The sequence below is a fragment of the Streptomyces atratus genome, assembly GCF_014648655.1.
In the GTDB taxonomy this organism is placed as follows: Bacteria; Actinomycetota; Actinomycetes; order Streptomycetales; family Streptomycetaceae; genus Streptomyces; species Streptomyces atratus.
This window is the reverse complement of the sequence record NZ_BMRN01000031.1, coordinates 46547-69162: the sequence shown is the minus strand read 5'-3', so window position 1 is coordinate 69162 and position 22616 is coordinate 46547. Positions and strand designations below refer to the sequence as shown.

Sequence of the window (22616 nt, the reverse complement as noted above, 5' to 3'; positions counted from 1 at the left end):
GTACCTCTCAAGATATAAAGTGGCCGACGGTCATTGAAGAGTTCCACTACGTGGCGGACCGGCGAGTCCCGAGTCGCGGACTCTCCGTTCTTCCCAGGCCCGTGGCTGGTACAGGCACCACACCATCGTCGGCGTGAATACCTCCTGCACCACCAAGTTGGCCGCCTTCTGGACGACGTCCAGAGAACCCACACAGGCGTCGACTTCGCCCTGGTCGGCCCACTCCACAGCGGTCGGCTTCGCGTTCACGTAGCGGATGCTGGCCTGAGGCGCGTACTTGCGGGCGAAGACCGCCGTGGCCGGGTGGATCGCTATGCGCCGAACGTCGTCGAGCGTGTCGGCTCGCCGCGTATTGGTGGCGATGCACATGGTCTTGGTGGAGCTCTCCCAGATGGTGGCCAGCAGCATGCGGTCCAGCGAGCGGAAGTGCAGATCGACCCAGCTGTCGACGACGTCGACTTCGCTGCGCTCCAGGAAACCCGCGGCCACCAGGGCGTAGATATCGTGCTGCTCGCCATAGGTCATCGCCGCGGCGAACGACTCGGTGAGGACGACATTCGAGAAGAGTTTGTCGGCCACCGCATGAGCGTCGGTGCCAACCGGACCGAGCGTCGCCACCGCGGTGCTGCCGCGCCTGAGGCGCTCGACGTCGGCTGCTGACAAATCCACGGTCTTGGTCCCCTGCCTTTCATGTTCCGTGCTCGATATGTCGAGCCTGGACCGGTGACCCGGTGACGGAAGCCACCGGGTCACCAGTGATGCCCTCAAGATCAGACTGCGGGGAGGGCCAGATCCCGCAGGATCGAGGGGCGCTTCTCGATCCAGGCCAGCGAGTCCGCGATGCCCTGCTCGATGGAGTACCGAGGTGTCCAGCCCAGCTCGACCGCCGCCCGGTCGCTGCGGGTGTAGGCGCCCGCCGAGTCACCGGGGCGGCGCGGCGCGGGGACGACGTCCACGGGCTCGCCGGTCACCGCCGCGAAGGCGGCCACGAGTTCCTTGACCGTGGTTCCCGTTCCGGTGCCGAGATTGACCACCCGGTGGCTTTCCGACTCCAGGATCTTGTCGAACCTGTCCAGCGCCGCCAGATGGGCCTGGGCCAGGTCCCAGACGTGGACGTAGTCGCGGATGCCGGTGCCGTCGCGGGTCGGGTAGTCGTTGCCGGTCAGCTGGAACGGTTCGCCCTCCCGCTTGATCTGGATCAGCTTGCCCAGGGCGTGGCTGGGCGAAGGAATCTGCAGGCCGGTGCGCATCTTCGGATCGGCACCGATCGGATTGAAGTACCGGAGTGACAGCACTTTGAGATCCGTGGCCGTGGCGATGTCCTCGAGCATCTGCTCGACGTGCACCTTCGTGCGCGCGTACGGGCTCAGCGGCGCGACGTCTGACGACTCGTCCACGGTGAAGTCGTCGTAGACGGCGTAGATGGAGGCCGAACTGCTGAAGATCAGGCGCCGGCAGCCACGTTTGTTGAGCACGTCCACCATTTCCAGCGTCTTGGAGACGTTGGCCCGGTAGTAGTCGATCGGCGCGGCCACCGAGTCGGGGACGATGATGAGGGCGGCGCAGTGGATGACGGCCTCGATGTCCGGGAAATCGTCGAAGACCCGTTCCAGGAGGGCGCGGTCGGCGATGTCCCCCTCGTAGAAGATCCGGCCTTCGGTGAACTCTCTCCGGCCAGTGACCAGGTTGTCCAGGATGATCGGGCGGTGGCCGGCGTCGAGCGCGGCGGACGCCACCGTGCTCCCGATGAATCCGGCACCGCCGGTGATGAGAAGGTCCATACAAGTACTCCGGATGGTTCGGGCCGCTGTCAGCGGCTGGGGTGGTGGTTTCGAGCGGAGAGAACGGAGGGTGGGTTCGGGAGCCTGCCGCCTGTCCTGACGGTGCGGTCTGTCTCGGCCACATCGTCCGAGTCGGCGAGCGGCACCGTTCCCGTGACCACGAAACTGTCCCTGACCTCGAAGAGCCGGCGGACCGAGACCTCCCGGCCCGCCACGGTCTGAGACCCTCTGGCCGGAGTGAGCGTCCGGACATCGCTTCGGACGTAGTCCTCGACGGTCAGGGTTCCCAGCCCGTGCGACCGGACCGTCGGACCCACGTCATAGTCCCGCCACAGCAGCAGTTCGAGTTCCTGCTCGCTGGGCAGAGGTTCCTCCTCCGGCCGGACTCCGCGCGTGTCGCGCAGGTCCACGTCCAGACCTCGATCAGGCCGGCTCAGAGCGAACGGCTCCGCGCCCGGAGATCGCGGCGTGAAAAGTTTCTGGAACCCGAGCAGGTAACCGCGGATCAGCGAGTACTCGTGGTCCACGTAGCCGACCACCGGAAACAGGAACGCTCGGTCCCGCCATCGGATCGGGATCTTCACCAGGACCTCGGTGAAATCGATCGAGTGCTGTTCCGACACTTCGGAGGAGACCCGGGACAGGGAGACAAGGAAGCGCCGGACCCGTAGCTGGTCAAGCAGCTCGGTGGGCACACCGGGCTGCGCCATCGCGCGGAAGTCGATGTCCTCCTGCTCGTCGAACACCGCGGTCCGCGTCAGGCATGTGAAGCGGTTGGGAAGGTTGATGGGCAATGTCTCTCTCGGTTTCCATGCTCGGTCTACGGACTGCCGGCCAGGCTGAGATGCCGTTTGGACGGCTCATGATGGAAGGGCACGCATCGCCGACTGCTCGAAGGGCAGGCCTTGGTTCTCCAGGAAGGTGAGGTTCCGTACCGCCAGGAAGGTACTGTCACGGGGTTCCGCCGCCGCGTCGCGCTTCAGGAACTCGCTCGACGAAGGCAGTAGTTCGGTCGCGCAGAGCTCCACCAGCATCGTGAGTGCGGATACACAAGCACTGCGCTGCGCGTTCAACGAGATGCCGGGTCGTTGAAGCACCTCCAGTTCTCGCGACAGCGCCTCGGGCAAGGCGTGCGACGCCAGGAGCGGGTCATCCGCGAGCCGACGCAGCGCGAGGGATGCCTTCGTCAGATTCTGTCCGTGGCCGCTGACTCCTGATTTCGCGAGGTAGTAGGTGATCGGCTGGACGAGCCAGGGAAGAACCCGACCCGGGGAGGTGTCCGGCATCGGCACCGGCAACTGCTGCAACCCGAGCGGATCACAGACGAAAGGCTGCTGGGCCATGCTGGTGACGTAGCCCGCGTGCGGCGTCTGACGGTAGTTCGCCATCAGCGTGATGGCCGCGGTGCAGGCGACTTCGAGGCGGTTCGCCAGGTTCGCAAGCCCAGGAGCCAGTTGCGCCCTGGCCAGGTCGACGTCGGCTGCCCGGGCTATGACGGGTATCAGGTCGAGGTCGGAAGTGACGACCCCGGTCGCCGCGACCCGGTAGTCACCCCGCGCCATCGAGCCCGAGACCGCCACCGACATGCCCACCGCATCGGCGAACTCCCGCTCTAGCCAGGATCGCAGCAATCCCAGATCAGTAGCCTTCATAGGACTTGTCCCCCCGTGATCGAGGTGTAGTCGGCGCCGGGACCGTGCAACGCGGCAGCCCGGTCGAAAGTCCCACGCACCAAGGCGAGCAGTTCGTGGGATGAGCCCAGGATTTCCGTGGCCTGGTCGAGATCCTTGACCATGTGCTTCACGGCGAAGTCCGGGTCGTCGTACCGGCCGCTCAGCATCCGGTCGAGCTTGCTCGCACACACCGGTGCCATCCAGCCGTCCGTCCTGACGACCTGCTCGGCGGACGCGAAATCCTCCCCCAGCGATTCCCGCAGCATCGGCACGAACGCGGCCATGGAGTAGAGCAGCGAGGCCCCCCAGGCGTTGTAGACCAGCTTGAAACGGGTTGGGTTCCCCGGGGCGGAGAAGTCGTACCGTGTGCGGGTGAAGGTCCGCAGCACCTGGTCGGCGCGCGGATCGGGAGCGCTCTGGTAGACGAAGGCCGAAAGCGTTCCGGCCGAGGCCCCACTGCGGCTGCCGGTGACCGGCGACTCTGTGCCGACACCACCCGCGGCGGCGATCTCCACGTGCCAGTCCTGCGCCCAGCCGAGGCTCAGTGTGGACATCTCGATGCAACCGGCCCCGCGATCCGCGATCGCGCGCCGGATCCGGGAGTCGGTCCAGAACACACGACTGCGCCGGTCCGACTCGAAGCAGCCGAGGATGACATCCGGCCGGAAATCCTGCACCGACTTGGCACCGACCGCCTCGACGCCCGAGAAGGGCGGCTCGACCTGGTGACGGCTCATCAGCCCGACCGAAAGGCCGGACCGGGCGGCGAGGTACGGCAGGATGCCCCGGGTCAACACCCCGTATCCCGAAACCAGTACGCGAATCTCCGCCGGCCTGCCCGCCCCTTTCGGGCTTTCGACGACGCCACCGCCCGTCATACCGTTTCCCCCGTCGGGTCTGCCAGGTCAGCTTGAACGTTCAAAATGCCCGCGCCGGAGCCGGTAAACCCCTTGAGGGACTCCGCCATGGCGGCCAGCGCCTCGGCCAGGACCGGTTCCTGGAGCGCGAAATTAAGTCGCACGTGGCCAGGGCTGTCGAACTCGGCTCCGTCGGCGAGGTCCACTCGGGCCCGGCTCCGGAAGTGTGCGGCCGGGTCGGCCATTCCGAGTGCGGTGCAGTCCAGCCAGGCGAGATAGGTGGACTCTGTCCGGGAGCAGCTGACGCCAGGCATGGCGTCCACCGCTTCGGCCACGGCCTTGCTGTTCGCCCTCAGCCGGAGCAAAGTCCGGGCCAGCCAGTCGTGCGAGTCCGGGTGATCGTAGGCGGCGCACGTCGCGGCAACTCCGAGCCGCGAAACCGATCGCAGGTAGAACGCCGCCACTCGCTCCCACACCGGCACATCCCCGGCCGCGGAGAAGATCAGCTGCGCGCATTTCAGACCGGCGACGTTCCACGCCTTCGACGCGGACGTGGCGGTGATCGTGTGAGCCGCCGTCCGTTCATCGATGGCGGCGTAGGGGATGTGCGGCTGACCGGAGAGATTGAGCGGTGCGTGGACTTCGTCGCTGAAGACCCGAGCGTGGTGACGGGAGACGACGTCGGTCAAGGCCGACAACTCCGGGCGCGAGAAGGCCCGACCGGTCGGGTTGTGCGGATGGCAAAGGACGACCAGCCGCGATCCGCGGGCCAGCGCCCGCTCTATGCCGTCGATGTCCATCCTGTGCCCGGCTCGCGTTTCCACTCCTGGGACGCGCACGACGGGATGACCCAGGAATTCCGGAACCGTGAGCAGAGGTCCGTAAGCCGGCGTAGGCACCACGACCGGGGCACCGGTCGGCAGAAAATGGCGGAGCACCGCCGCATAACCGCTCACGATGTCGCCCACGAAACCCACCCGGGCAGAATCCATATCCCATGCGTACGACGTCCGCAGCCAGCCCGCGGTCGATTCGCGGGCAGCCGTTAACCTCAGCGGATCGTTGTATCCCAGCATTCCGGCGGAGATCTCCCGGGCGACGGCCTCGCTCACCGGTGCGGCGGTGCGGTAGGCCATTTCGGCGACCCACGCCCCGATGGTTCCGGTATGCCGGGCATTGAGAAGCAATCTATGAATACTCATCGTTCCCGTTCTTGCGGAAAGCTCGGTCGGCTGGGAGTCAGAGGGTCCGAGTGGCGCCTGGTGGAATCCGGACAAACACGGAGCCGCCTGTTCATCCTGCGCTTCAGCAGGCCTTTGATATTCAAGATCGAACAGCGACGAACAGAATCTAGCAATGTGACATTGCACTTTCAAGGGCTTGGAAGACGGGGCCTGGCTTGCGCTTTGTTGTGGTGATATCCGACGGCACGCGAATGAACTCGCAGCATCGGCCACTTCTCCGCTTCGGCGTTTCCTGGCTTCTCATGCGACCCCGATCTGCTGTGCTCTCACAGAGTCGGAATGCTTGGATCGAGAACGGCCCTGCTGTCTGCCGTCAGCGTGAGGAGGCCGCCCGTCGGGACGTCGACGGCCGTCGATCCCGCTCCCAGGCGAACGATCCCGCTCCACACCCTGCGTCCGCGGGCGTCCTGGACGACCGCCTCAGCATCGGCCTCCGGTCCACCGAGCAAGAACACGATGCTGGAGGCGTCCGCGTTGGCGACGAGCAGTTTCGACCAACCGACAGCAGGCACCTCGACCGGCAACGGTGCGTAGCGCGCGACGACCATGGAGGCGCCGTCGTGGGCCCGGACGATCGGGTAGCACAGCTCGGGGCGCGACGGTTCCAGCACCCCGAGTTGCAGTACGTCGGCGTTGCCGCGGAACACGCTGAGCCAGAAGGCCAGCGCCTCCCGCTGCTCGACTGTCTGCGCGGCGAGGTCCACCGAGATCTGCGGCACGGAGAACAGCACACTGATCAAGTGCACTCCGATTTGCTCAGCCGTCTCCGAGGGGTGCCACATCAGCATGTCGGAGTGCACCGCCAGCGGGCCGGCGATCAGCCTGAGATCAAGCGTGCGCGTCCGGTTCAGCGTCGGGTTCAGCGGGCAGTCCGTCGCGCGGATCATCGTCGAGTAGGGCCACAGTCCGGGGCTGACGTAGGGCTGCCGGTTTTCGACCATGGCCGCCGGGTGAGCCACGGCAAGCCTCGCGTGTATCTCGGCGAGCAGCAGCTGCACGCCCTCGGACACAACGGCGCAGTCGGCTTCCGGCCCGGGCGGGTACGCCTCGTTCGGGTCGAAGCCGTCCCGTGCGGCGAACCAGTCGATGAAGTCGAACTTCACTCCGTCCATGCCCCACTCGGCGACGCTGCGCGCCACCCGCTCGGCCAGATGCTCCCGGACGACCGGATAGCGTGGATCGGCCACCCCTGCGTCGAGGAAGTCGACCCGGCGCAGCAGATACGGCTCGAGTTCCTTCCACGCCGCGCTGTCGCGGCCGACGATCGGAAGCGCGTACCAGAGCAGATACGCCATCCCCAGCCCGTGCACACGCTCCACGTGCGCGGCGGTGTCGGGAAGGGACAGCGGTTCCCAGTCGCCGCAGTGTCCGTACCCTCGTGCGCGGTCCTCGGTCATCCAGCCGTCGTCGACGATGATGACCTCGCAACCCAACTCCTTCGCAAGCGCCGCCTGCGTCTCGACCCGCTCCGGGCCGACGTTCTGGTGCATCGAGTACCACGTCGAATACGCGGGCATCCGCGCGATGCCCGGGATCCGGTATGTCTCGCCACCGCCCCACCACGCCGCTACGTCGGCGAGACATCGCGCGAAGTGCCGACCGGACATGTCGATACGCACCGTGACTGCACCGGAAGCCTGCACCCAGCAGTGGAAATCACCGGTCTCCTCGACGACCCCGGCTCCGACGACCGCGTCGATCCGGGACGCGGCGAACGTGCACAGACCGGCGTCCCCGCTGCCGACGAGGGACGCCACCGGGGCGCCCTTCGACAACGAAGCGGGCCGGGGTGGCGACCACGCGGCGGGAATCCAATGCGTGCCGGACGTCAGCGGAGTCCACAGGGCGGTCGCCCGGGTACAGGGCACCAGCCACGACACACGAACGTCGCGGCCGGCGGTCCCGGAGCCATCGCCGTCCTCATGGGTAAGCGTCACCTCGATGACGCTGTCGTCGAGCGTCCGGACCACGGGTGTCCCACCCACGGCCTCGAGTTCGAGGCCGCCGGCGCTGATTCGCCGACGCGTCCCGGCGAGCTTTCTTGCGTGCGGTTCCCAGACTTCGTCCATGGCGGACGGCTCTCCTCTCAGATCGGCCCGCCGACCGGGCCGGTGTCAGCAGTGCGGATGGAGCGGTCGGTGTCAGCCCCCGGCGCTCTCGTATCGGGCCAACTGCCGGTTCCACCACTGCCGCGCCGCCAGGAACAACAGGAGGCCGACCCCCGGAGCGGCGGCCGCGGCCCACCCCGGCACAGGCAGTCCGGTCGTGTGCCCGGTGATTACGGCGGCGGGCAGGTAGGCGGCGAAAGCCACCGGCAACAGGAAGGTGAAGGCCGCGCGAGCCACGTCCGGCAGGATGTGCAGCGGATACGAGCCGAAGGTCGCCATGAGCTCTTCGACCCACTCCTGCCAGAGCTTGGCGCCCGAAGACCGGATCGCGAACCCGCCGAGGAAGGTCTGTACGGCCGCCTCCAGCAGCATCGCACCTACGATCGCGCAGGCCAGATAGCCGACGCGCCAAGGAGTCCAGTCGACCGTGAGGTGTGCCAGAGCGGTGGCGGTGAGCACCGCCGCGACGATCAGGTCGCCGATGACCGGCACGTGGAAGAAAGCCAGCAGCACTTGACGGTAGACCGGCAGCGGACGGAGGAGGAGCGCGTCGATGTTGCCGGTCCGCGCCAGGCGCGCGACCAGCCGCAGCCCCACGAAGAACCCCACCGCCAGCGCATGGCCGCTCATCCGGATCGCGACGATAAGCAGCACGTCCCCCTGTGCCCACCCGCCCATCCCCGGGAATCGCGTAATCAGCACGGTCGCGAAGACGACGACGGCGACCTGAGTCACCGCGCCGATGGCGATCCGCGAGAGGAAGTCGACCCGGTTCGCGGCAGAGGCCTTGACCGACATCGCGGCGAGGCGAAATGTGAGCACGCTCATCCTCCTTGGACGATGACGCGTCGTCCGGCCCGGCCCCAGAGCCAGCGCAGCACCAATGACAGCAGCAGGCACCAGAGCAGCTGCACCACGAGGTCACGCGCCGCCGACCCGGCCGGAATCCGGCCGACATAGATGGATACGGGGATGTGGAACGAGCTCTGGAACGGCAGCCACGAGCTGAGGGTCTGGAACCAGCCGGGGAAGAACCACAGCGGGGCGATGGCGCCGGCGAACAGGCTCTGTGCGAAGGCGATGATGCCGATCACACCTGTGTTGTCGACCAGCCAGAAGGTGGCGACGTCGGTGATGGCCAGCAGGTGGTAGAGCACCACCTGGCCGAGGAGCAGCGAGACGAGGAAGACCCACAAGGCCGTGGCAGAAACAGGCTTCTGGACCAGTCCGACGAGAAGGCAGACGAGATAGCCCCCAACCGCCCAGGCGAAGCCGTAGGCTTGGTCGCCGATCGCGCGCAGCCGGTGGTAGTGCCGGGGCTCGAGCGGGCGCAGGAACCAGTAGGAGATCCTCCCCTCGCGGACATGCTGGGCGACGGTGTCTTCGGCGATTGACCGGTCCGGGCCCCGTAACCGGGTGTAGAGCACGCCGAGGACGGCGTAGGCGAGTGCCTGCGCCTCGCTGAGCCCCGAGTTCGTCGGCGATACGGCGTACAGGGCGCGCCACAGACACCACATGAGGAAGATCTGCAGGGCCAGTTGGACGGCGACGCCCGTGACGCGCCCCGGCTGCGAGACCTCGTAACGCGCGGAGATCCGGGCCACTCGCCAGCGACGGGCAGCGGCTGCCATGGCCGTCATCGGGCCACCGGAACCGCGCGCCGCTGGTAGACGGTGGCCATGATGTCCTCCAGATCGTCGGAACGCACCTCGAGATTCCGGACGACGTCGAGCTCGGTCAGCAGGCGGACCAGCCTGCGCTGCTCACCGGGGTCGTCACCGCCGAACACCAGCGCGGCACCCTCCTTGGCGAGGAATCCGGGGACGTCCCGCAGCGCGGCATCGTCGTCGACCACGACCCGGATCTGCCATCCGCTGCCGTAGTCCTGCTGCAGCTCGACAAGACCGCCGTCGTAGACGACGCGTCCGTGGTTGATCAGTACGACCCGCTCGGCGAGCCGCGACACCTCGCTCATGTCGTGGGTGGTGAGGACGATCGTGCGGCCGCGTTCGGCGACCTGGAAGCGCAGGAACTCCCGAACCTGCTCCTTGACCACGGCGTCCATGCCGATGGTCGGCTCGTCGAGGAAAACGATCGGCGGGTCGTGCAGCAGCGCGGCGGCCAGGTCGGCGCGGACCCGCTGCCCGAGCGACATGTGCCGGGGGCTGCGGTCCCAGAAGGAGCTCAGCTCCAGCAGCCCGTCGAGTTCGTCCAGACGCCGGGCGTGGTCGGCCAAGGACGTCTTGAAAATGTCGCGGAGGACTGCGAACGACTCCCTGGCCGGAAGGTCCCACCACAGCTGCGTGCGCTGGCCGAAGACCGCACCGATGTTGTGGGCGTTGGCGATCCGGTCCTGGTACGGGATGCGCCCGGCGATCCGGACCTCGCCCGCGGTGGGGGTCAGGATCCCCGACAGGATCTTGATGGTGGTGGACTTCCCGGCTCCGTTCGGTCCGAGCAGCGCGATCAGCTCGCCCTCGGCGACGGTGAACGAGACGTCCGCGACCGCGACGATCTCGGCATGCTCAGGGGCGATCAGGGATCGGACCGTACCCTTGAACCCCGGTTGGCGGATCGCCGGCGTGAAGACCTTCTTGAGGCCACGTGCCTCTATCGCTGGATTATTCATGATCGTCCTTGGTCGCGGCGGGTCGGTGGCCCGGAAGGATCGACATCGGGCCCGGTCACGACGGCACGCTCTGGAAGACGGTGGAACTCCGACTCCTCGGCGAACGAGCCGGACCGCTCGAACAGGGGAACCCCGACCTCGTCGTAGCCGGATCCGCATCCGGCTTCCACCACCACCGCTGGGGCATGGAGCCTGCGCCGCGCCTGGACTCCGAACAGGTCCTTCATCCCCGCGGACAGCTCGTTGAGCTGACCCGTCATTGGATCCTCCAATCCGACATACAGGCAGTGGAGAGGCAAGCCAGGGGTATGAACGTTCAAATTCTTCCCCCACACCGTGGCTGGCCCGGCTTTGATCGTTCAACCTAGGACAGCAGTGCCATGTCACACAAGATCAGTGGTCAATGCGGAGCGCTACCAAGGCGGGTGCGCAGGCCGACTCGGCGATCGAACCAACTACCGGGCTCTCGGGCGACTCTGACGAGGACTTGCAGCGGGGCTGCGTGACGGGACGGCGGGATTCCCCGGCTGCGCCTGGGCTGTCGTCGACGATGCCGAGCTGGGTCTCGCAGGACAGAACGCAGTCCAGGGCGTGACTGGCCAGGGCTGCCGCGTTCGCCCGGTCGGTGGCCGGGTGACCGTAGTACTCGCAGATCATCCGGTTCAAGGTTCGCAGGGTGGTGTTGGAAGTCAGGCCGACGCGGAAGACGGGGATGCGTTCGTGTCCGGCCTCGGTGACCTTGGACAGGCGGCGCATCTGCTGGCGATCGAATTCGCGGCCGAACAGGTTGGCGATGGTGGTCCTGCCCAGGCCCGGCAGTGCGTCGATGACGGCTGCGGAACGGTGCGGTCGCCGTCCTGCCGGTTGCCGGCCACGATCTGCTCAAGCTCGTCGTGGACGCCCGCGAGCTGCGGCGTCTGCACGATGCCGAAGTTCGCGTGCCAGTCGTGCCGCGAGTCGTTGTAGTCCTCGGCAGAGGCCTCGCCCAGCGCGGCCAGTTGGGCCCGGGTCAGTGTCTCGGGCCGCTGCCGTGGCGGGGCGTTCGCGAAGCGGCGCCAGCCTTCCTTGCGGGAGAGGCTGCCCGCCGGCCGTGTGGGCGACACCCGGCGACGCGGACGCGGATCGGCGCCACTGCCAGCAGCGCCGGCAGGGCGAGCAGCACCAGCACCCGGCGCGGGTCACCGCCCGCCCCCGCCGCCCGTGCCGACGATGCCCTGCAGTACGGTGACAGGTCCCGATGTGACGCCCGTTCGGCTTTGTCGGGTGGCGCGGGCTCTCTCCTGGCGTGACGCTGGCGTTGTCGCCGATGGCTTACCGGCCAGGGAGGACGCACGCGACATGGCGGAGCGACAGCCCATTGTCTATTTGCGCGGGTACGCCGGCCCGCCGAGCGGCGTGGACAAGCAGACTGATGATCCGTTCTACGGACTCAACAGCGGTGCCACGCATATCCGCGTCGGTGGCGACGAGGTACCGACCTTTTACCAATTCGAAGGCCCGCTCCTGCGGCTGATGAACGATGAGGGGTACCAGCTCCTGGTCCGCGGTGATCAGCAGGCGTATCTGGCGTCGCAAGACGATGGCACGGTACCCCCTGCGTCCATTTGGGTGCATCGCTTCTACGACTACGCCGCTTCCACCTTCGGCACCTCTGTCGTCGGGGTTCCAGAGGAGTTCGACCTTGAGAGGGCCGCGGAGCGGCTGTACGACTTCGTCCAACTGGTCCGCCTCAAAACCGGCGCTCCCAAAGTGCACCTGGTGGCCCACTCCATGGGCGGCCTGCTTGCACGCTGCATGATCCAGAAGGTGTCGCGCACGCCCGATCCGGCCACCGGTGAGCCCCGCCGGCCCGGCAGCGAGCTGGTGGACCGTCTCTTCACCTATGGCACGCCGCACGGGGGAATCTCCTTCGATGTTGGCGGGGGGCTCGTGGACTGGGCCATGGAGACCTTCGGACCGAATGGATCGGACATGTTCGTCCCGGAGCGGATGTACGCCTACCTGACGCCGGGCGCGCTTGAGGGCGCCGCACCACCGGCTGGCTGGCGGGCCAACGAAATCCCGCCCGAGGCCTTCGATGTACGCCGCGTGTTCTGCCTCGTCGGAACAAACGCGGCCGACTACGGGCTGGTCGAGAAGGCCGTAGGACCGCGCAGCGACGGGCTCGTCCACATCGACAACGCCTACGTGCGGCAGGCCCACCGCGCCTATGTCCACCGCTCCCACTCGGGCCGCTACGGACTGGTGAATTCCGAGGAGGGTTACCAGAACCTCCGCCGCTTCCTCTTCGGGGCCTACCAGGTGCGCGTCGACCTCCGCGGTGTGGAACTGCCTGAACAGCCGCCCACAGGGTCCCGGATCCGCCAGGCCGAGGTACGGCTTTCGGTCCGGGGCCTGCCGATCGTCATGCATGAGCAACTCGCTGCTCACCACTGTCCCGTCCAACTCGACCTGGAAGCCGATCGCCATGTCAGGGAAGACGGCCCCGACGGCCTGGTGCCGCTGGCCACCACATTCCTCCTCGACCCCGCCCAGTTCCACCGGGACAACCGCGGCCAGCCGTTACGCCGCTCCCGATACAGCCTGGCGCTGCGGGTCTTCCACCTTGACGAGAAGCACGGCCAGTTCTTCTGGCAGGACCACCTCGAGCAGATGGCCGACTGGGAGGAAAACCTGATCGTCGATGTCGGGCGCCACGACGACGAACCCGAAACGATGCTGCAGGCCTGGGCGGCATGGCAGTCCGAAGTCCAAGGCATCATCGAGGACCTCGACCCGATCTCGGGAGATGCCTGCCGATTCACCGTGGACGGCGGCGAACTCCGCGCCGACATCCCACTGCCCGAAGGCGCCCAGCCTCACCTCGGCGCCAGGGCCCGTCTCTGCCTGACTGTGGCACGCCACGAGTGAACTCCGAAATTGAGTCTTGAAGCGACACGATTGAGCTGGAGCGGGCGTCCGCCACCGACGCATTGCCTCGCGGGCGACGTTGATCATGTCGACACCCAGGGCGAAGGCGACGGCGGCGTTCTCGGACAGGCCGAGCTTGCCGGAGCCGATGAAGGTGAGGTCGTCGGTCAGACCGTGCTCGGCGAACGTCCTCCGGGGCGCGGGTCCTGGGGGCACGCCCGACCAGCACCACCTGCTGCACGACGAGATGGCAGCCGCCCAAACGCCGACTCCACGCTGAGCCCAGCCAGCGGTGCCCGGTGCCGCGATCCCGATGTACACGGCGGACGGGGTGAGCGCGAGCACCAGTGTTCCGGCACCCATGGCGCCGATGGAGAGCGGCAGCGCGGCTTTGCGGCCCCTCCTGTCGCCATACAGGCCGACCACCACGGCGCTGAGCGGGCGCGCCACGACCGGCCCCCTGGAGGCCAGCCCGCCGGTCAGGCCCTGTTCTGCGCCGTCCGGCTGATCAGTGGACATCTCATCACCCGATCGCAGCATCCCGGCGGCCACGCAGAGCGTTTTGTCTGAATACGTATGTATACGTTGATCACGGATCACGAGCGGTGTCCTTCCAGGTTGGCGCCCGCGGACCCAGGTCCGCCCGCACCCTCCCCCGGCATATGCACCGGACAGGCGCATCCAGTTATGGAGAGAAGGGGCCGGCATGCCGGTGAACGTCACCTATCCGGGCGTCTACATCAATGAGGTCAAGAGTTCCGTCAGGACGATCACGGGCGTTCCGACCTCGGTCGCCGCCTTCGTCGGTTACGCGCCCCGCGGCCCGGTCGACCGGCCCGTGCACCTCACGGGCTGGGCCGACTACGAGGCCGTCTTCGGCGGCCTGCAAGCGAACTGCCCGCTGAGCTATGCGGTCTACCAGTTCTACCTGAATGGCGGCAGCGAGGCCGAGATCGTCAGGGTGGTGAAGGACGGAGATCCCGTCCGCCTGCCCCTCGGGACGAGCCCGCCTGCGAGAGAACCCACCCGATCGGCGCCTCCGCCCGCCGCGGCGGCGAGCAGCGCGGAAGAGGATTCCGCTTCCGACACCTCCGGGGAGGACTCCGCCTCCGATGACAAGAGCAAAGGACGGGGCGGGAACGGAACGGGCGGTGACGCCAAGACAGGGGCTTCCGGCCGTTCGGGCAGGAGCTCCACCGCGGTCCCAGGCCTCCTCGCCGCCTCCCCGGGACGGTGGGCGCAGCACCTGCGCGCCCGCGTCGACTACGACACCTCCGAACCCAAGGGCACGCAGGACCAACGGCGCGAACTGTTCAATCTGACAGTCCGCGACATGGAGACCGGCGCCGAGGAGAGATACCTCAACGTCAGCATCAAGCCGGACAGCCCGCGCAACCTCGCGCACCTCCTGGGCTCCTCGCGACTCGTCCGTATCGACCCCGACGCGCCCATCAAGGCGCTGCCAAAGGACAACACGAGCCCGGAAGACGGTTCCGATCCGTTCACGGCCAAGGCCGAGGACGGGACACAGGGGCCGCAGCCGTTCTGCTACGCCCCGGCCGACAACGTCGCCCGCGCGGGCGACGAGGACGAACGCCCCCAGGACGTGGACACGTACCTGGGCAAGAAAGCCGAGAAGACGGGCCTGTACCAGTTGTTGAAGACGGACATCTTCAACATGCTGTGCCTGCCCGACGCCCACTGGCTCGACGGGCAGAGCGCGGGCGCTGCGAAGGCCCTGCAGAACGAGGCGCTTCCACTGTGCCTCGAACGGCGGGCCATCCTCTTGGTCGACCCGCCGCCCTCCTGGACCGGCCAGCGGGCGAGCGGTGGTTCCAACGCCGACGTGGTGGGCACCGTTCTGGACAACGCGGCGGAGCTCGAGATGGGCGACTCCGGCAAGAACGCCGCGGTGTACTACCCCCGTGTGCTCGCACCCGACCCCCTGCGCGGCGGTGCCCTCCAGGCCTTTCCTCCGTGTGGGGTCATGGCCGGCGTCCTGGCCCGGACCGACGTCCAGCGCGGGGTGTGGAAGGCCCCTGCCGGCACGGATGCCTCGCTGAGCGGGGTCAGTGACCTCGAAGTGCCGCTGACCGACCTGGAGATCGGACGCCTGAACCCGGTCGGCATCAACTGCCTGCGGCGGCTGCCCGCCACCGGCCCGGTCGCCTGGGGAGCACGCACCCTGCGCGGGGCCGACCGGCTCGCCGACGAATGGAAGTACCTCCCGGTGCGCCGACTGGCCCTCTTCGTCGAGGAAAGCCTGTTCCGGGGCACGCAGTGGGTGGTGTTCGAGCCCAATGACGAGCCGCTGTGGGCGTCGGTCCGGCTGAACGTCGGCGCCTTCATGAACTCGCTGTTCCGCGCGGGTGCGTTCCAGGGCCAGACTGCTCAGGAGGCCTATCTGGTCAAGTGCGACAAGGACACCAACCCGCAGAACGACATCGACCGCGGAATCGTCAACATCCACGTCGGCTTCGCCCCGCTCAAACCCGCGGAGTTCGTGATCGTCCACATCCAGCAGCTCGCCGGACAAATCCAGGTCTAGGAGGACGACCGATGCCGGAAGTCACGCGCCGGGACCCCTTCAAGAACTTCCGCTTCCGGGTGAAGTTCAGCGGGGAGACCGCCTACATCGCCGGAATCAGCAGGGTCAGCGGACTCAAGCGCACCACCGAGGTCATCCGGCACCGCGACGGCGGAGACCCCGGCACCAGCCGCAAACTCCCAGGCCGCACCGAGTACGAGGCCATTACCCTGGAGCGTGGATGCACCGTCGACACGGCCTTCGAGGAATGGGCCAACAGGGTCTGGAGCCTGAAGAACTCGGCGGGCGGGCTCGAGACCTCCCTGAAGGACTTCCGGCGGGACCTCATCATCGACGTCTTCGATGAGGGCAACCAGCAGGTGCTGTCCTACTCCGTCCACGACTGCTGGGTCTCGGAGTACCAGGGCCTTCCCGAACTCGACGCCGGGTCGAATGCCGTCGCCTTCGAACACATCAAGCTGGAGCACCACGGCTGGGTGCGGGAACACACCAACCCGCCGCAGGAGCCGCAGTTCACCGACACCGCCGGGTGACGGCATGCCGCATCGACTGACGGAGGCGAACGTCCTCGAGGTGTGGGAGGACGGCCTCGGCAGCAATCCGGCGGCCCGCTCTCTCCTGCTTGCCTCGGTGGCGGCCCCAGCCGGTCAGAGCGTCGCGGATCTACCCCTAAGCGCCGTCAACTCCCTTCTGCTGGAACTACGTTGCGGCGCCTTCGGCGACGCGTTGCCCTGCACGGCCGACTGCCCGGCGTGCGGCGACAGCCTCGACGTCACCGTGGCCGTCGGGGAGTTGCGTCCCGGTGCGGCGGGCGGCGGCACCGGTGAAGGCGGTGCCGTGCCTGCTACGGGGACGCTGACGGCATACGGCATGACAGTCACGTACCGCGCCCTGACGGGCCGGGATGTCCGGGACGTCGACCCCACCGCGCCCCGGGCACGCCAGGCCCTGCTGCGCCGGTGCGTCGTGGACGTCAGCCCACCGGCCGACGATCTGCCCGACGAGGTCCTCGAGCAGGTGGCCCGGCGGCTCCCGGGCCTCGACCCGGGAGCCGACACCGTGCTCACCCTGAACTGCCCGCAGTGCGGGCACTGTTGGGAGGCAGCCCTCGACATCGCCGACCACCTGTGGACCGACGTTTCCGGCTACGCACACAGGCTCCTGCATGAGGTCCACACCCTGGCACGGGCCTACGGCTGGTCGGAGGCCGATGTGCTGTCGATCAGCCCGACACGTCGGCACTTCTATCTGGAGGCGAGCACCGGATGAGCGACTTCGTGGAGCGGCTGCTCGGGGGGCCTGGGCCGCGGCTTCGGCCGCTGGCGCCGAACGTGTTCGACCCGGGTGTGACGCGCTTGCCGGGTGGTCGCAGTCCGGCCTACGCGCCCGCTGTTCAGGGAGAGGCGCTCGCGCTTCCGCCCGGTCCGGGGGCGCCGACGTCGGGGAACCCGGCACCGACAGGGTTCACGGAGTTCCCGCACGGCCCCTCCCCCATCGAGGGGGAGGACGTACAACCGGTCTCGACGGCACCGCTCGGTCCGGCACGTCCGGCCGAGCACCACACCGGCCTCCGCGCTTCGCCCAACCGGGCGGAAGACGACGGCGTTGCCGGTTGGTCCGCGCCCGTTCCCGCCTCTCCGGCCGAGGTGCTCGGTGAGCCGATCGCGCCGACCTTGCCGACCGTGCCAACGGGGCCGAAGTCGGAGACCGCGCTTCATGCGGCCGCCCAGGAGGTCGACCGTCGCGCGCAGGCCGCTGGTGTACCGCCGGTTGAGGCGTGTAGTCGTACGGTTCAAGGGGTCGGAGTATCCGATGGGTCGGCCGTGTCCCCGCTCGCGCGGGAGCCGCAGCGGTCCGGTGCAGGTGCCGTGGTCGGTGACGGTCCTGCGCCGGACGGCCAGGCACCCTCGGCTGAGAACCGTACGCGGGCGGCCGAACGGTACTCTGCTGATTCCCCGTCGTTCCCGGTTCACCGGCCCCGTGCCGCCGGTGAACCCGCACCGTGCACGCCACTGCCCGGGCGGCATCCGCAGGCACGGTCAGGTGCGGGCGTCCCCGCGATGAGTGACGGTCCGGTGCCAGGCGAACCGGCCCCGGCGGTCGAGGGCCGCGCGCGTACGGCTGACGAGCGCCCCGTACGCCGCCCGACTCGCCCGGGCCGCCCCGACACCCCGATGCATCGCACGCAGGACGTCCCCCACGGAAGCCGCGTCCCTGACACGGTGGAACTCGCCGCGCGGGCGCGCGGCAGTGTTCGAGGAGTCGGCGTTGAAGGGGACCTCGGTGGATCCACCGACGTCCTGGGGGCGTACGAGGCGCCCGAAGCGTTGTCCGTCCCGTTCGCACCAGTGCCGACCGGGCCCGCCTCGTCGTCGAGCCGCGCCGAACCGTCACCGTCCCCTCCTCAGCCCGCGTCCGGATCGGTCACCGTCCCGGACGCGACGCAGGCGAACTCCCTTTCGAGTTCCCCCTCGAACCCTCCACTCGACCCGGCGCTGCCTGTCCGTACCACGAGGCCGGTTGCCGGCCGGCCCGTCCTCGCCTCCCGGCCGGCCCGACCCACCGCACCACGGGCGTGGCCGGCACCAGAGGTGTCGACCGCAACGGAGCCCTCTGCGGAAACCGTCGTACGCGTCACCATCGATCGTCTGGTCGTCCACACCACGGCTTCCCAGCCCGCCAACGACACTCCGGATCCACAGCGGCGGTCGCGGCTGAGTCTCGAGGAGTACCTCGGGAGACGGTCGTGAGTGATGCCCTGGCCCTTGCCGCGGTGACGGAGACACTGCGGGCCGTGCTGCAGGAAGCCGTCCAGCGGGCGGTGCCCGGTGCGGTGGTGACGGTGCGGCACCCCGGTGGCGCAGCCGCTGCCGACGAGGAAGGCACGGCGCCCACGCTCAACGTCTTCCTGTACCGCACCACCGTCGACGCCGCTTGGCGCAACACCGACCCCCCGGGGACGCACCCCGGTGAGACCCGCCACCCGGCGCTTCCGCTCGTCCTGCACTACCTGTTCACCGGGTACGCGCCACCCGCTGAGGACTCCACCGTCCCCGAGCGGCTGCTCGGCGCGGCGATGTCGGCTCTGCACGACCGGCCGGAACTGCGCGCCGACGCCCTCAGGGCTGCCGCGGACTTCAGTGATCTGCATCTGCAGCAGGAGCCGGTGAGGGTCACCCCGGCGGTGATGACGGCCGAAGAGATGTACTGCCTGTGGGCGGCCCTGGGCCACGGCTACCGGTTGTCGGTGCCCTACGAGGCGCGGGTCGTGCTCATCGACAGCGCCGTGCCCGGCCGGGCGCCCCTGCCGGTCCTGCGGCGCGGCGAAACCGGGCTCGGGCCCGAGGCCACGGCGACGACGGCCGAACCGTGGCCGGTCCTGCATGCCGTCCTGCCGTCCGTCGCCGCGCCGGGCGCCGACATCGTGCTCAGTGGCAGCGGCCTGCGCGCGGGAGCGCCGAGCGTACGCCTGACCCACCCGTTGCTCGGGACGCCGGTCGTGCTGCCGGCCCGTGCCGACGGGGAGGCCGCGGTGCGGGCCACCCTGGGCGAGGACCACGGCGCGGGCCGCTGGTCCGTGGTCGTCGTCCTCACCGCTGCCGACGGCAGCGAACGGACCACTGGGCCCCGGGCCCTCCATGTCGCTCCGCGCATCACCAGCGCGCTGCCGTTGACCGCCGCACGGAAGGGGAACGGGGCTGTGCTGCTGTCGGTGGACTGCGTCCCCGCCGTTCACCCCGGTCAGCAGGCCGAACTGGTCGTGGGGGATCTGCCCGTGCCCGCCGAGCCCTTCGCGCGGGCGACCCGCACCCTGCGGTTCCGGCTGGCAGCGGGCGCGCCCGGCCGGTATCCGCTGCGGCTGCGCGTCGACGGAGTGGACAGCCCGTTGGCCGACATGGGCGCCGAGCGGTTCGACGCCGGGGCGGCGGTGGTGATCACATGACGACCACCCGTGTCGAACTGCGCATCCGCCGGCTGGTGCTGGACTCGACCACCAGGCCGTCGCGGGCCGCGCTGTGCGTGGCCATCGAGGCGGAACTCGCCGTGCTGCTCGGTCTCTCGCCCGCCGACGGCAGCCGTGGCCGGGCCGGCCGTCCGGCCGTACCGGCGGACTCCGGCGCCGCGGCACTCGGCCTGCACATCGCCCGTGCCGTCCACCGGGCGCTGGGTGCCGAGGAGACGGCAGGGCCACGACCGAAGGCAGGTGACCACACGTCATGACCAGACCAGCGCCGCGGCGGGGCGGCTTCGTCTTCCTCGACCCCGAGCAGGGACGTGCCCTGCGGGTCGTGCCATTCCAGTACAACCCTGACAGCATCGTCCGTACGCTCCAGCCGCGGGGCATCGGGGCCGATGCCGGCGACCGGCTGGAGGCGCTGCGGTTGCAGGGGCCGCCCCGGGAGACGTTCCGGATCGACGCGGAGTTCGACGCCACGGACCAGGTGGCCTCGGCGGCCGGCCCGGCACCACCCGCCGGATCCGGGCTGTTCGGGATGCTGTCCGCGCTGGAGACGGCCGTCAGTCCCACGGGTGCGCAACTGACCCAGCAGAACGACCTGTCCGCCAAGGGCATCCTGGAGATCGCTCCCACGCAGGCCGCGCTGCCCGTGCTGGTGCTCGGGCCGCACCGGGTCCTGCCCGTGCGGATGCTGGACCTCGGCGTCACGGAGGAGGCGTACGACGGGGAACTGAATCCGATCAGGGCGCAGGTGAGGCTGACGGTGCGGATCCTCACCGTCGACGACGTCGGTTTCAGCCACAAGGCAGGCGGCCTCTACCTGCAGTACCTGCAGGGCAGGGAACGCTTCGCGTCACTCGTCGGATACGGCCCCGAAGCCATCGGCTACGCAGGCGGTTGAACCGTGCACCACCAAGCCGGAGGAGTCAGCGATGTTCGAGCCCAGCAGCAGGTACCACGCAATTCCCACGACGACGTACACCCTCACGGACGGCAGGACCGTCAGCCATCTGCGACGCCGCTTCCTGCCCCGGCCCGAGGAACTGATGGCCGTCGGCGAGCACGTCGTCGTCGCCGGGGACCGGCTCGACCGGATCGCGGCCCGGCGGTACGGCGATCCCGAACAGTCGTGGCGGATCGCCGATGCCAACCGGGCCATGCGCCCGGACGACTTGACCGCCGCGCCCGGCCGGCGGCTGCGCATCACCCTGCCCGCCGAGGCGTCGGCGGCGGTCGTCGCGGGCGAACCGGCGCGGTGATGACCTACAGCCTGCATCTCATGCTGCTCGTCGGGGACGTCGTGCCCGCTCCGGCCCCGGCGGTGCTCGTCGATGCCCTGCACAGCGTGCGGATCACCACCGCCAGCGGTGCCACCAGCGGCTTCCAGCTGACCTTCGCCGTCAGCGCCCGCTCGCAGCTGGCCGGGGCGGTCATGCCGGACGGGGTGCTCTACGCGAAGAAGCGGGTCGTGGTCGCCGTGGTCCTGGCGGGCCGGTGTCACGTACTCATGGACGGATTAATCACGCAGCAGGAGATGCATGCGGGCCGGGCTCCCGGCTCGTCGTTCCTCGTCGTCACCGGCGAGGACCTCTCCCTGCTCATGGACCTGCGCCACGTCCGGCGCGCGTACCCGGGGCTGCCCCCGCACCTGCGGGCGAGCACGGTCTGCGCCGCGTACGCGCAGTACGGCATCACACCGCGATCCGTGGCCCCGGTCCTCACCGACCAACCGAATCCGGTGACCGACATTCCGGTCCAGTCGGCGACCGATCTCGCCTACCTGCGCTCGATGGCCGCGGACGTCGGGCACGTCTTTCACATCGAACCCGGCCCCGTCCCAGGGGTCAGCACCGCCTACTGGGGGCCACAGAACCGCGCCGGAGCGCTGCAGCCGGCCCTCACCACGGGCTGCGGCGCGGCCGACAACGTCGACGAACTGATCTTCTCCTTCGACGGGTTGGCCACGGCCGATTACAGCACCCAGCGGCTCGAACCCCCGTCGACGACCGCCTGCGAGGTCACCGCGCCCGAGACGCGCCTGCTGCGCGAAAGCCTGGCGGCTAGCCCCGCCCGGGCCCTGCGCGCCGCCCCGCTCAGCGGGCAGACCGGCCGCTCCCTGACCCGGACCCTGCTGGCCGGACTCGGTCGCGAGGTCGCCGCCGACCCCCTCACGGGCCGTGGAACCGTCGACGTGCTGCGCTATGGCCATGTCCTCAGCGTCCACGGCCTGGTGGGCGTGCGGGGGGCGGGACGGGCGTACGACGGGCGCTTCTTCGTGGCCGGTGTGACCCACGAGCTCACCCGGGACACCTACAAGCAGCAATTCACGCTGGTCCGCGACGGGCTCGGCGCCGACACCCAGGCGGTGACCGCATGACAACGGAACAGGCGAGACAGTGGCACGGCATGTACGAGGGTGTCGTCGTCTCCGCCGAGGACCTGACCCGCGTCGGCAAGCTCAAGGTGCGCGTCCCCGAGGTCCTGGGCGACGCCCACGTGTGGGTCGCGTCTCCCACCCCGCTGGCCGGCTCGGACTGCGGCATGTACGTGGTGCCGCCGCCGGACTCCGGCGTATGGGTGCAGTTCCTTGACGGGGACCCCGAGCGGGCGGTGTGCGTCGGATTCCGGCGGGGCGGACCGGGGGACGTACCATCGGCCGCCAAGTCCGCACCGCCGGGCGTCCCGCAGATCGTCCTGGCCACGCCTTCCGGAAACGCCCTGGTCATCAGCGACGTGCCGGGCCCCAACGGCGGGATCAAGCTACAACTGCACGGCGAGGAAGGCCCATTCATCAAGATCGACGAGACGTCGATCGAGATCTCCTGCGGGTCTGAACTCGCCACCATCCGACTCTCCGGACCCGAGGTCCGCGTCAACCGCGATGCGCTGACGGTGCTGTGAGGAACCC

21 protein-coding genes and 1 pseudogene are annotated in these 22616 nt (G+C 68.9%); 10 read left to right on the top strand and 12 right to left on the bottom strand.

Going from position 1 to position 22616, the window contains the following annotated elements; genetic code table 11:
• Positions 1 to 30 precede the first annotated feature (30 nt).
• The 12 genes and pseudogenes from IEZ15_RS32255 to IEZ15_RS45325 form a co-directional block, all read right to left on the bottom strand.
• Positions 31 to 663 carry a hypothetical protein gene (locus tag IEZ15_RS32255; RefSeq protein WP_189280518.1) on the bottom strand — a complete coding sequence of 211 codons (633 nt, stop codon included), beginning with the start codon at positions 661 to 663 and terminating at the stop codon, positions 31 to 33.
• A gap of 107 nt (positions 664 to 770) precedes the next feature.
• Positions 771 to 1781, bottom strand: coding sequence for a UDP-glucose 4-epimerase GalE (gene galE, locus IEZ15_RS32250; protein ID WP_189280517.1), 1011 nt, complete (start codon positions 1779 to 1781; stop codon positions 771 to 773).
• A gap of 29 nt (positions 1782 to 1810) precedes the next feature.
• Complete coding sequence (locus IEZ15_RS32245) at positions 1811 to 2575, bottom strand: hypothetical protein (RefSeq protein WP_229846238.1); 765 nt, start codon at positions 2573 to 2575, stop codon at positions 1811 to 1813.
• 66 nt (positions 2576 to 2641) lie between these two features.
• Positions 2642 to 3433 (bottom strand): hypothetical protein, encoded by a 792-nt coding sequence (locus IEZ15_RS32240; RefSeq protein WP_189280515.1) that lies wholly within the window; start codon positions 3431 to 3433, stop codon positions 2642 to 2644.
• Entirely contained in the window at positions 3430 to 4332 is a 903-nt protein-coding gene (locus tag IEZ15_RS32235; RefSeq protein ID WP_189280514.1) for an NAD(P)-binding domain-containing protein, read from the bottom strand. The genes IEZ15_RS32240 and IEZ15_RS32235 overlap by 4 nt, the downstream gene beginning before the upstream one ends.
• Positions 4329 to 5513 (bottom strand): MalY/PatB family protein, encoded by a 1185-nt coding sequence (locus IEZ15_RS32230; RefSeq protein WP_189280513.1) that lies wholly within the window; start codon positions 5511 to 5513, stop codon positions 4329 to 4331. The genes IEZ15_RS32235 and IEZ15_RS32230 overlap by 4 nt, the downstream gene beginning before the upstream one ends.
• A gap of 308 nt (positions 5514 to 5821) precedes the next feature.
• Complete coding sequence (locus IEZ15_RS32225) at positions 5822 to 7624, bottom strand: glycoside hydrolase family 36 protein (RefSeq protein ID WP_189280512.1); 1803 nt, start codon at positions 7622 to 7624, stop codon at positions 5822 to 5824.
• A gap of 72 nt (positions 7625 to 7696) precedes the next feature.
• A complete protein-coding gene (locus tag IEZ15_RS32220; protein ID WP_373302663.1) occupies positions 7697 to 8485 on the bottom strand; it encodes an ABC transporter permease in 789 nt (262 codons plus the stop codon).
• 2 nt (positions 8486 to 8487) lie between these two features.
• Positions 8488 to 9294 (bottom strand): ABC transporter permease, encoded by an 807-nt coding sequence (locus IEZ15_RS32215; RefSeq protein ID WP_229846237.1) that lies wholly within the window; start codon positions 9292 to 9294, stop codon positions 8488 to 8490.
• Positions 9295 to 9299: 5 nt separating this feature from the next.
• A complete protein-coding gene (locus IEZ15_RS32210; RefSeq protein ID WP_189280509.1) occupies positions 9300 to 10292 on the bottom strand; it encodes an ABC transporter ATP-binding protein in 993 nt (330 codons plus the stop codon).
• Positions 10289 to 10552, bottom strand: coding sequence for a hypothetical protein (locus IEZ15_RS32205; RefSeq protein ID WP_189280508.1), 264 nt, complete (start codon positions 10550 to 10552; stop codon positions 10289 to 10291). Before IEZ15_RS32205 ends, IEZ15_RS32210 begins: the two co-directional genes overlap by 4 nt.
• Positions 10553 to 10685: 133 nt before the next feature.
• Positions 10686 to 11126 (bottom strand): annotated as a pseudogene (locus IEZ15_RS45325) (hypothetical protein); the annotation flags it as partial.
• A gap of 429 nt (positions 11127 to 11555) precedes the next feature.
• On the opposite strand from IEZ15_RS45325, the gene IEZ15_RS32195 reads away from it, so the two are divergent.
• The 10 genes from IEZ15_RS32195 to IEZ15_RS32150 all read left to right on the top strand — a co-directional run bounded on the left by IEZ15_RS32195 (position 11556) and on the right by IEZ15_RS32150 (position 22609).
• Positions 11556 to 13202: an esterase/lipase family protein gene (locus IEZ15_RS32195; protein ID WP_308427464.1), complete on the top strand. Its 1647-nt coding sequence runs from the start codon at positions 11556 to 11558 to the stop codon at positions 13200 to 13202.
• Positions 13203 to 13908: 706 nt separating this feature from the next.
• Entirely contained in the window at positions 13909 to 15750 is a 1842-nt protein-coding gene (locus IEZ15_RS32190; protein ID WP_189280507.1) for a phage tail sheath family protein, read from the top strand.
• Positions 15751 to 15761: 11 nt separating this feature from the next.
• Positions 15762 to 16283 carry a phage tail protein gene (locus IEZ15_RS32185; protein WP_189280506.1) on the top strand — a complete coding sequence of 174 codons (522 nt, stop codon included), beginning with the start codon at positions 15762 to 15764 and terminating at the stop codon, positions 16281 to 16283.
• Between the two features lie 4 nt (positions 16284 to 16287).
• Positions 16288 to 17019: a hypothetical protein gene (locus tag IEZ15_RS32180; protein ID WP_189280505.1), complete on the top strand. Its 732-nt coding sequence runs from the start codon at positions 16288 to 16290 to the stop codon at positions 17017 to 17019.
• A gap of 1477 nt (positions 17020 to 18496) precedes the next feature.
• Complete coding sequence (locus IEZ15_RS32175) at positions 18497 to 19693, top strand: Pvc16 family protein (RefSeq protein ID WP_189280504.1); 1197 nt, start codon at positions 18497 to 18499, stop codon at positions 19691 to 19693.
• On the top strand, positions 19690 to 19971 hold the full coding sequence (locus IEZ15_RS32170) for a hypothetical protein (protein WP_157986958.1): 282 nt from the start codon (positions 19690 to 19692) through the stop codon (positions 19969 to 19971). The genes IEZ15_RS32175 and IEZ15_RS32170 overlap by 4 nt, the downstream gene beginning before the upstream one ends.
• Complete coding sequence (locus IEZ15_RS32165) at positions 19968 to 20609, top strand: hypothetical protein (protein WP_189280503.1); 642 nt, start codon at positions 19968 to 19970, stop codon at positions 20607 to 20609. The genes IEZ15_RS32170 and IEZ15_RS32165 overlap by 4 nt, the downstream gene beginning before the upstream one ends.
• A gap of 31 nt (positions 20610 to 20640) precedes the next feature.
• Positions 20641 to 20967, top strand: a complete 327-nt coding sequence (locus IEZ15_RS32160; RefSeq protein WP_189280502.1) for a LysM peptidoglycan-binding domain-containing protein — start codon at positions 20641 to 20643, stop codon at positions 20965 to 20967.
• Positions 20967 to 22085, top strand: coding sequence for a hypothetical protein (locus IEZ15_RS32155; protein WP_189280501.1), 1119 nt, complete (start codon positions 20967 to 20969; stop codon positions 22083 to 22085). Before IEZ15_RS32160 ends, IEZ15_RS32155 begins: the two co-directional genes overlap by 1 nt.
• Complete coding sequence (locus IEZ15_RS32150) at positions 22082 to 22609, top strand: phage baseplate assembly protein V (RefSeq protein ID WP_157986959.1); 528 nt, start codon at positions 22082 to 22084, stop codon at positions 22607 to 22609. Before IEZ15_RS32155 ends, IEZ15_RS32150 begins: the two co-directional genes overlap by 4 nt.
• Positions 22610 to 22616 lie beyond the last annotated feature (7 nt).

Bases quoted from the DNA above. Each gene is read 5' to 3' on its own strand.
- galE (WP_189280517.1), bottom strand. From the start codon at position 1,781: ATGGACCTTCTCATCACCGGCGGTGCCGGATTCATCGGGAGCACGGTG.
- IEZ15_RS32240 (WP_189280515.1), bottom strand. From the start codon at position 3,433: ATGAAGGCTACTGATCTGGGATTGCTGCGATCCTGGCTAGAGCGGGAG.
- IEZ15_RS32235 (WP_189280514.1), bottom strand. From the start codon at position 4,332: ATGACGGGCGGTGGCGTCGTCGAAAGCCCGAAAGGGGCGGGCAGGCCG.
- IEZ15_RS32230 (WP_189280513.1), bottom strand. From the start codon at position 5,513: ATGAGTATTCATAGATTGCTTCTCAATGCCCGGCATACCGGAACCATC.
- IEZ15_RS32225 (WP_189280512.1), bottom strand. From the start codon at position 7,624: ATGGACGAAGTCTGGGAACCGCACGCAAGAAAGCTCGCCGGGACGCGT.
- IEZ15_RS32215 (WP_229846237.1), bottom strand. From the start codon at position 9,294: ATGGCAGCCGCTGCCCGTCGCTGGCGAGTGGCCCGGATCTCCGCGCGT.
- IEZ15_RS32210 (WP_189280509.1), bottom strand. From the start codon at position 10,292: ATGAATAATCCAGCGATAGAGGCACGTGGCCTCAAGAAGGTCTTCACG.
- IEZ15_RS32205 (WP_189280508.1), bottom strand. From the start codon at position 10,552: ATGACGGGTCAGCTCAACGAGCTGTCCGCGGGGATGAAGGACCTGTTC.
- IEZ15_RS32190 (WP_189280507.1), top strand. From the start codon at position 13,909: ATGCCGGTGAACGTCACCTATCCGGGCGTCTACATCAATGAGGTCAAG.
- IEZ15_RS32185 (WP_189280506.1), top strand. From the start codon at position 15,762: ATGCCGGAAGTCACGCGCCGGGACCCCTTCAAGAACTTCCGCTTCCGG.
- IEZ15_RS32180 (WP_189280505.1), top strand. From the start codon at position 16,288: ATGCCGCATCGACTGACGGAGGCGAACGTCCTCGAGGTGTGGGAGGAC.
- IEZ15_RS32170 (WP_157986958.1), top strand. From the start codon at position 19,690: ATGACGACCACCCGTGTCGAACTGCGCATCCGCCGGCTGGTGCTGGAC.
- IEZ15_RS32165 (WP_189280503.1), top strand. From the start codon at position 19,968: ATGACCAGACCAGCGCCGCGGCGGGGCGGCTTCGTCTTCCTCGACCCC.
- IEZ15_RS32160 (WP_189280502.1), top strand. From the start codon at position 20,641: ATGTTCGAGCCCAGCAGCAGGTACCACGCAATTCCCACGACGACGTAC.
- IEZ15_RS32155 (WP_189280501.1), top strand. From the start codon at position 20,967: ATGACCTACAGCCTGCATCTCATGCTGCTCGTCGGGGACGTCGTGCCC.
- IEZ15_RS32150 (WP_157986959.1), top strand. From the start codon at position 22,082: ATGACAACGGAACAGGCGAGACAGTGGCACGGCATGTACGAGGGTGTC.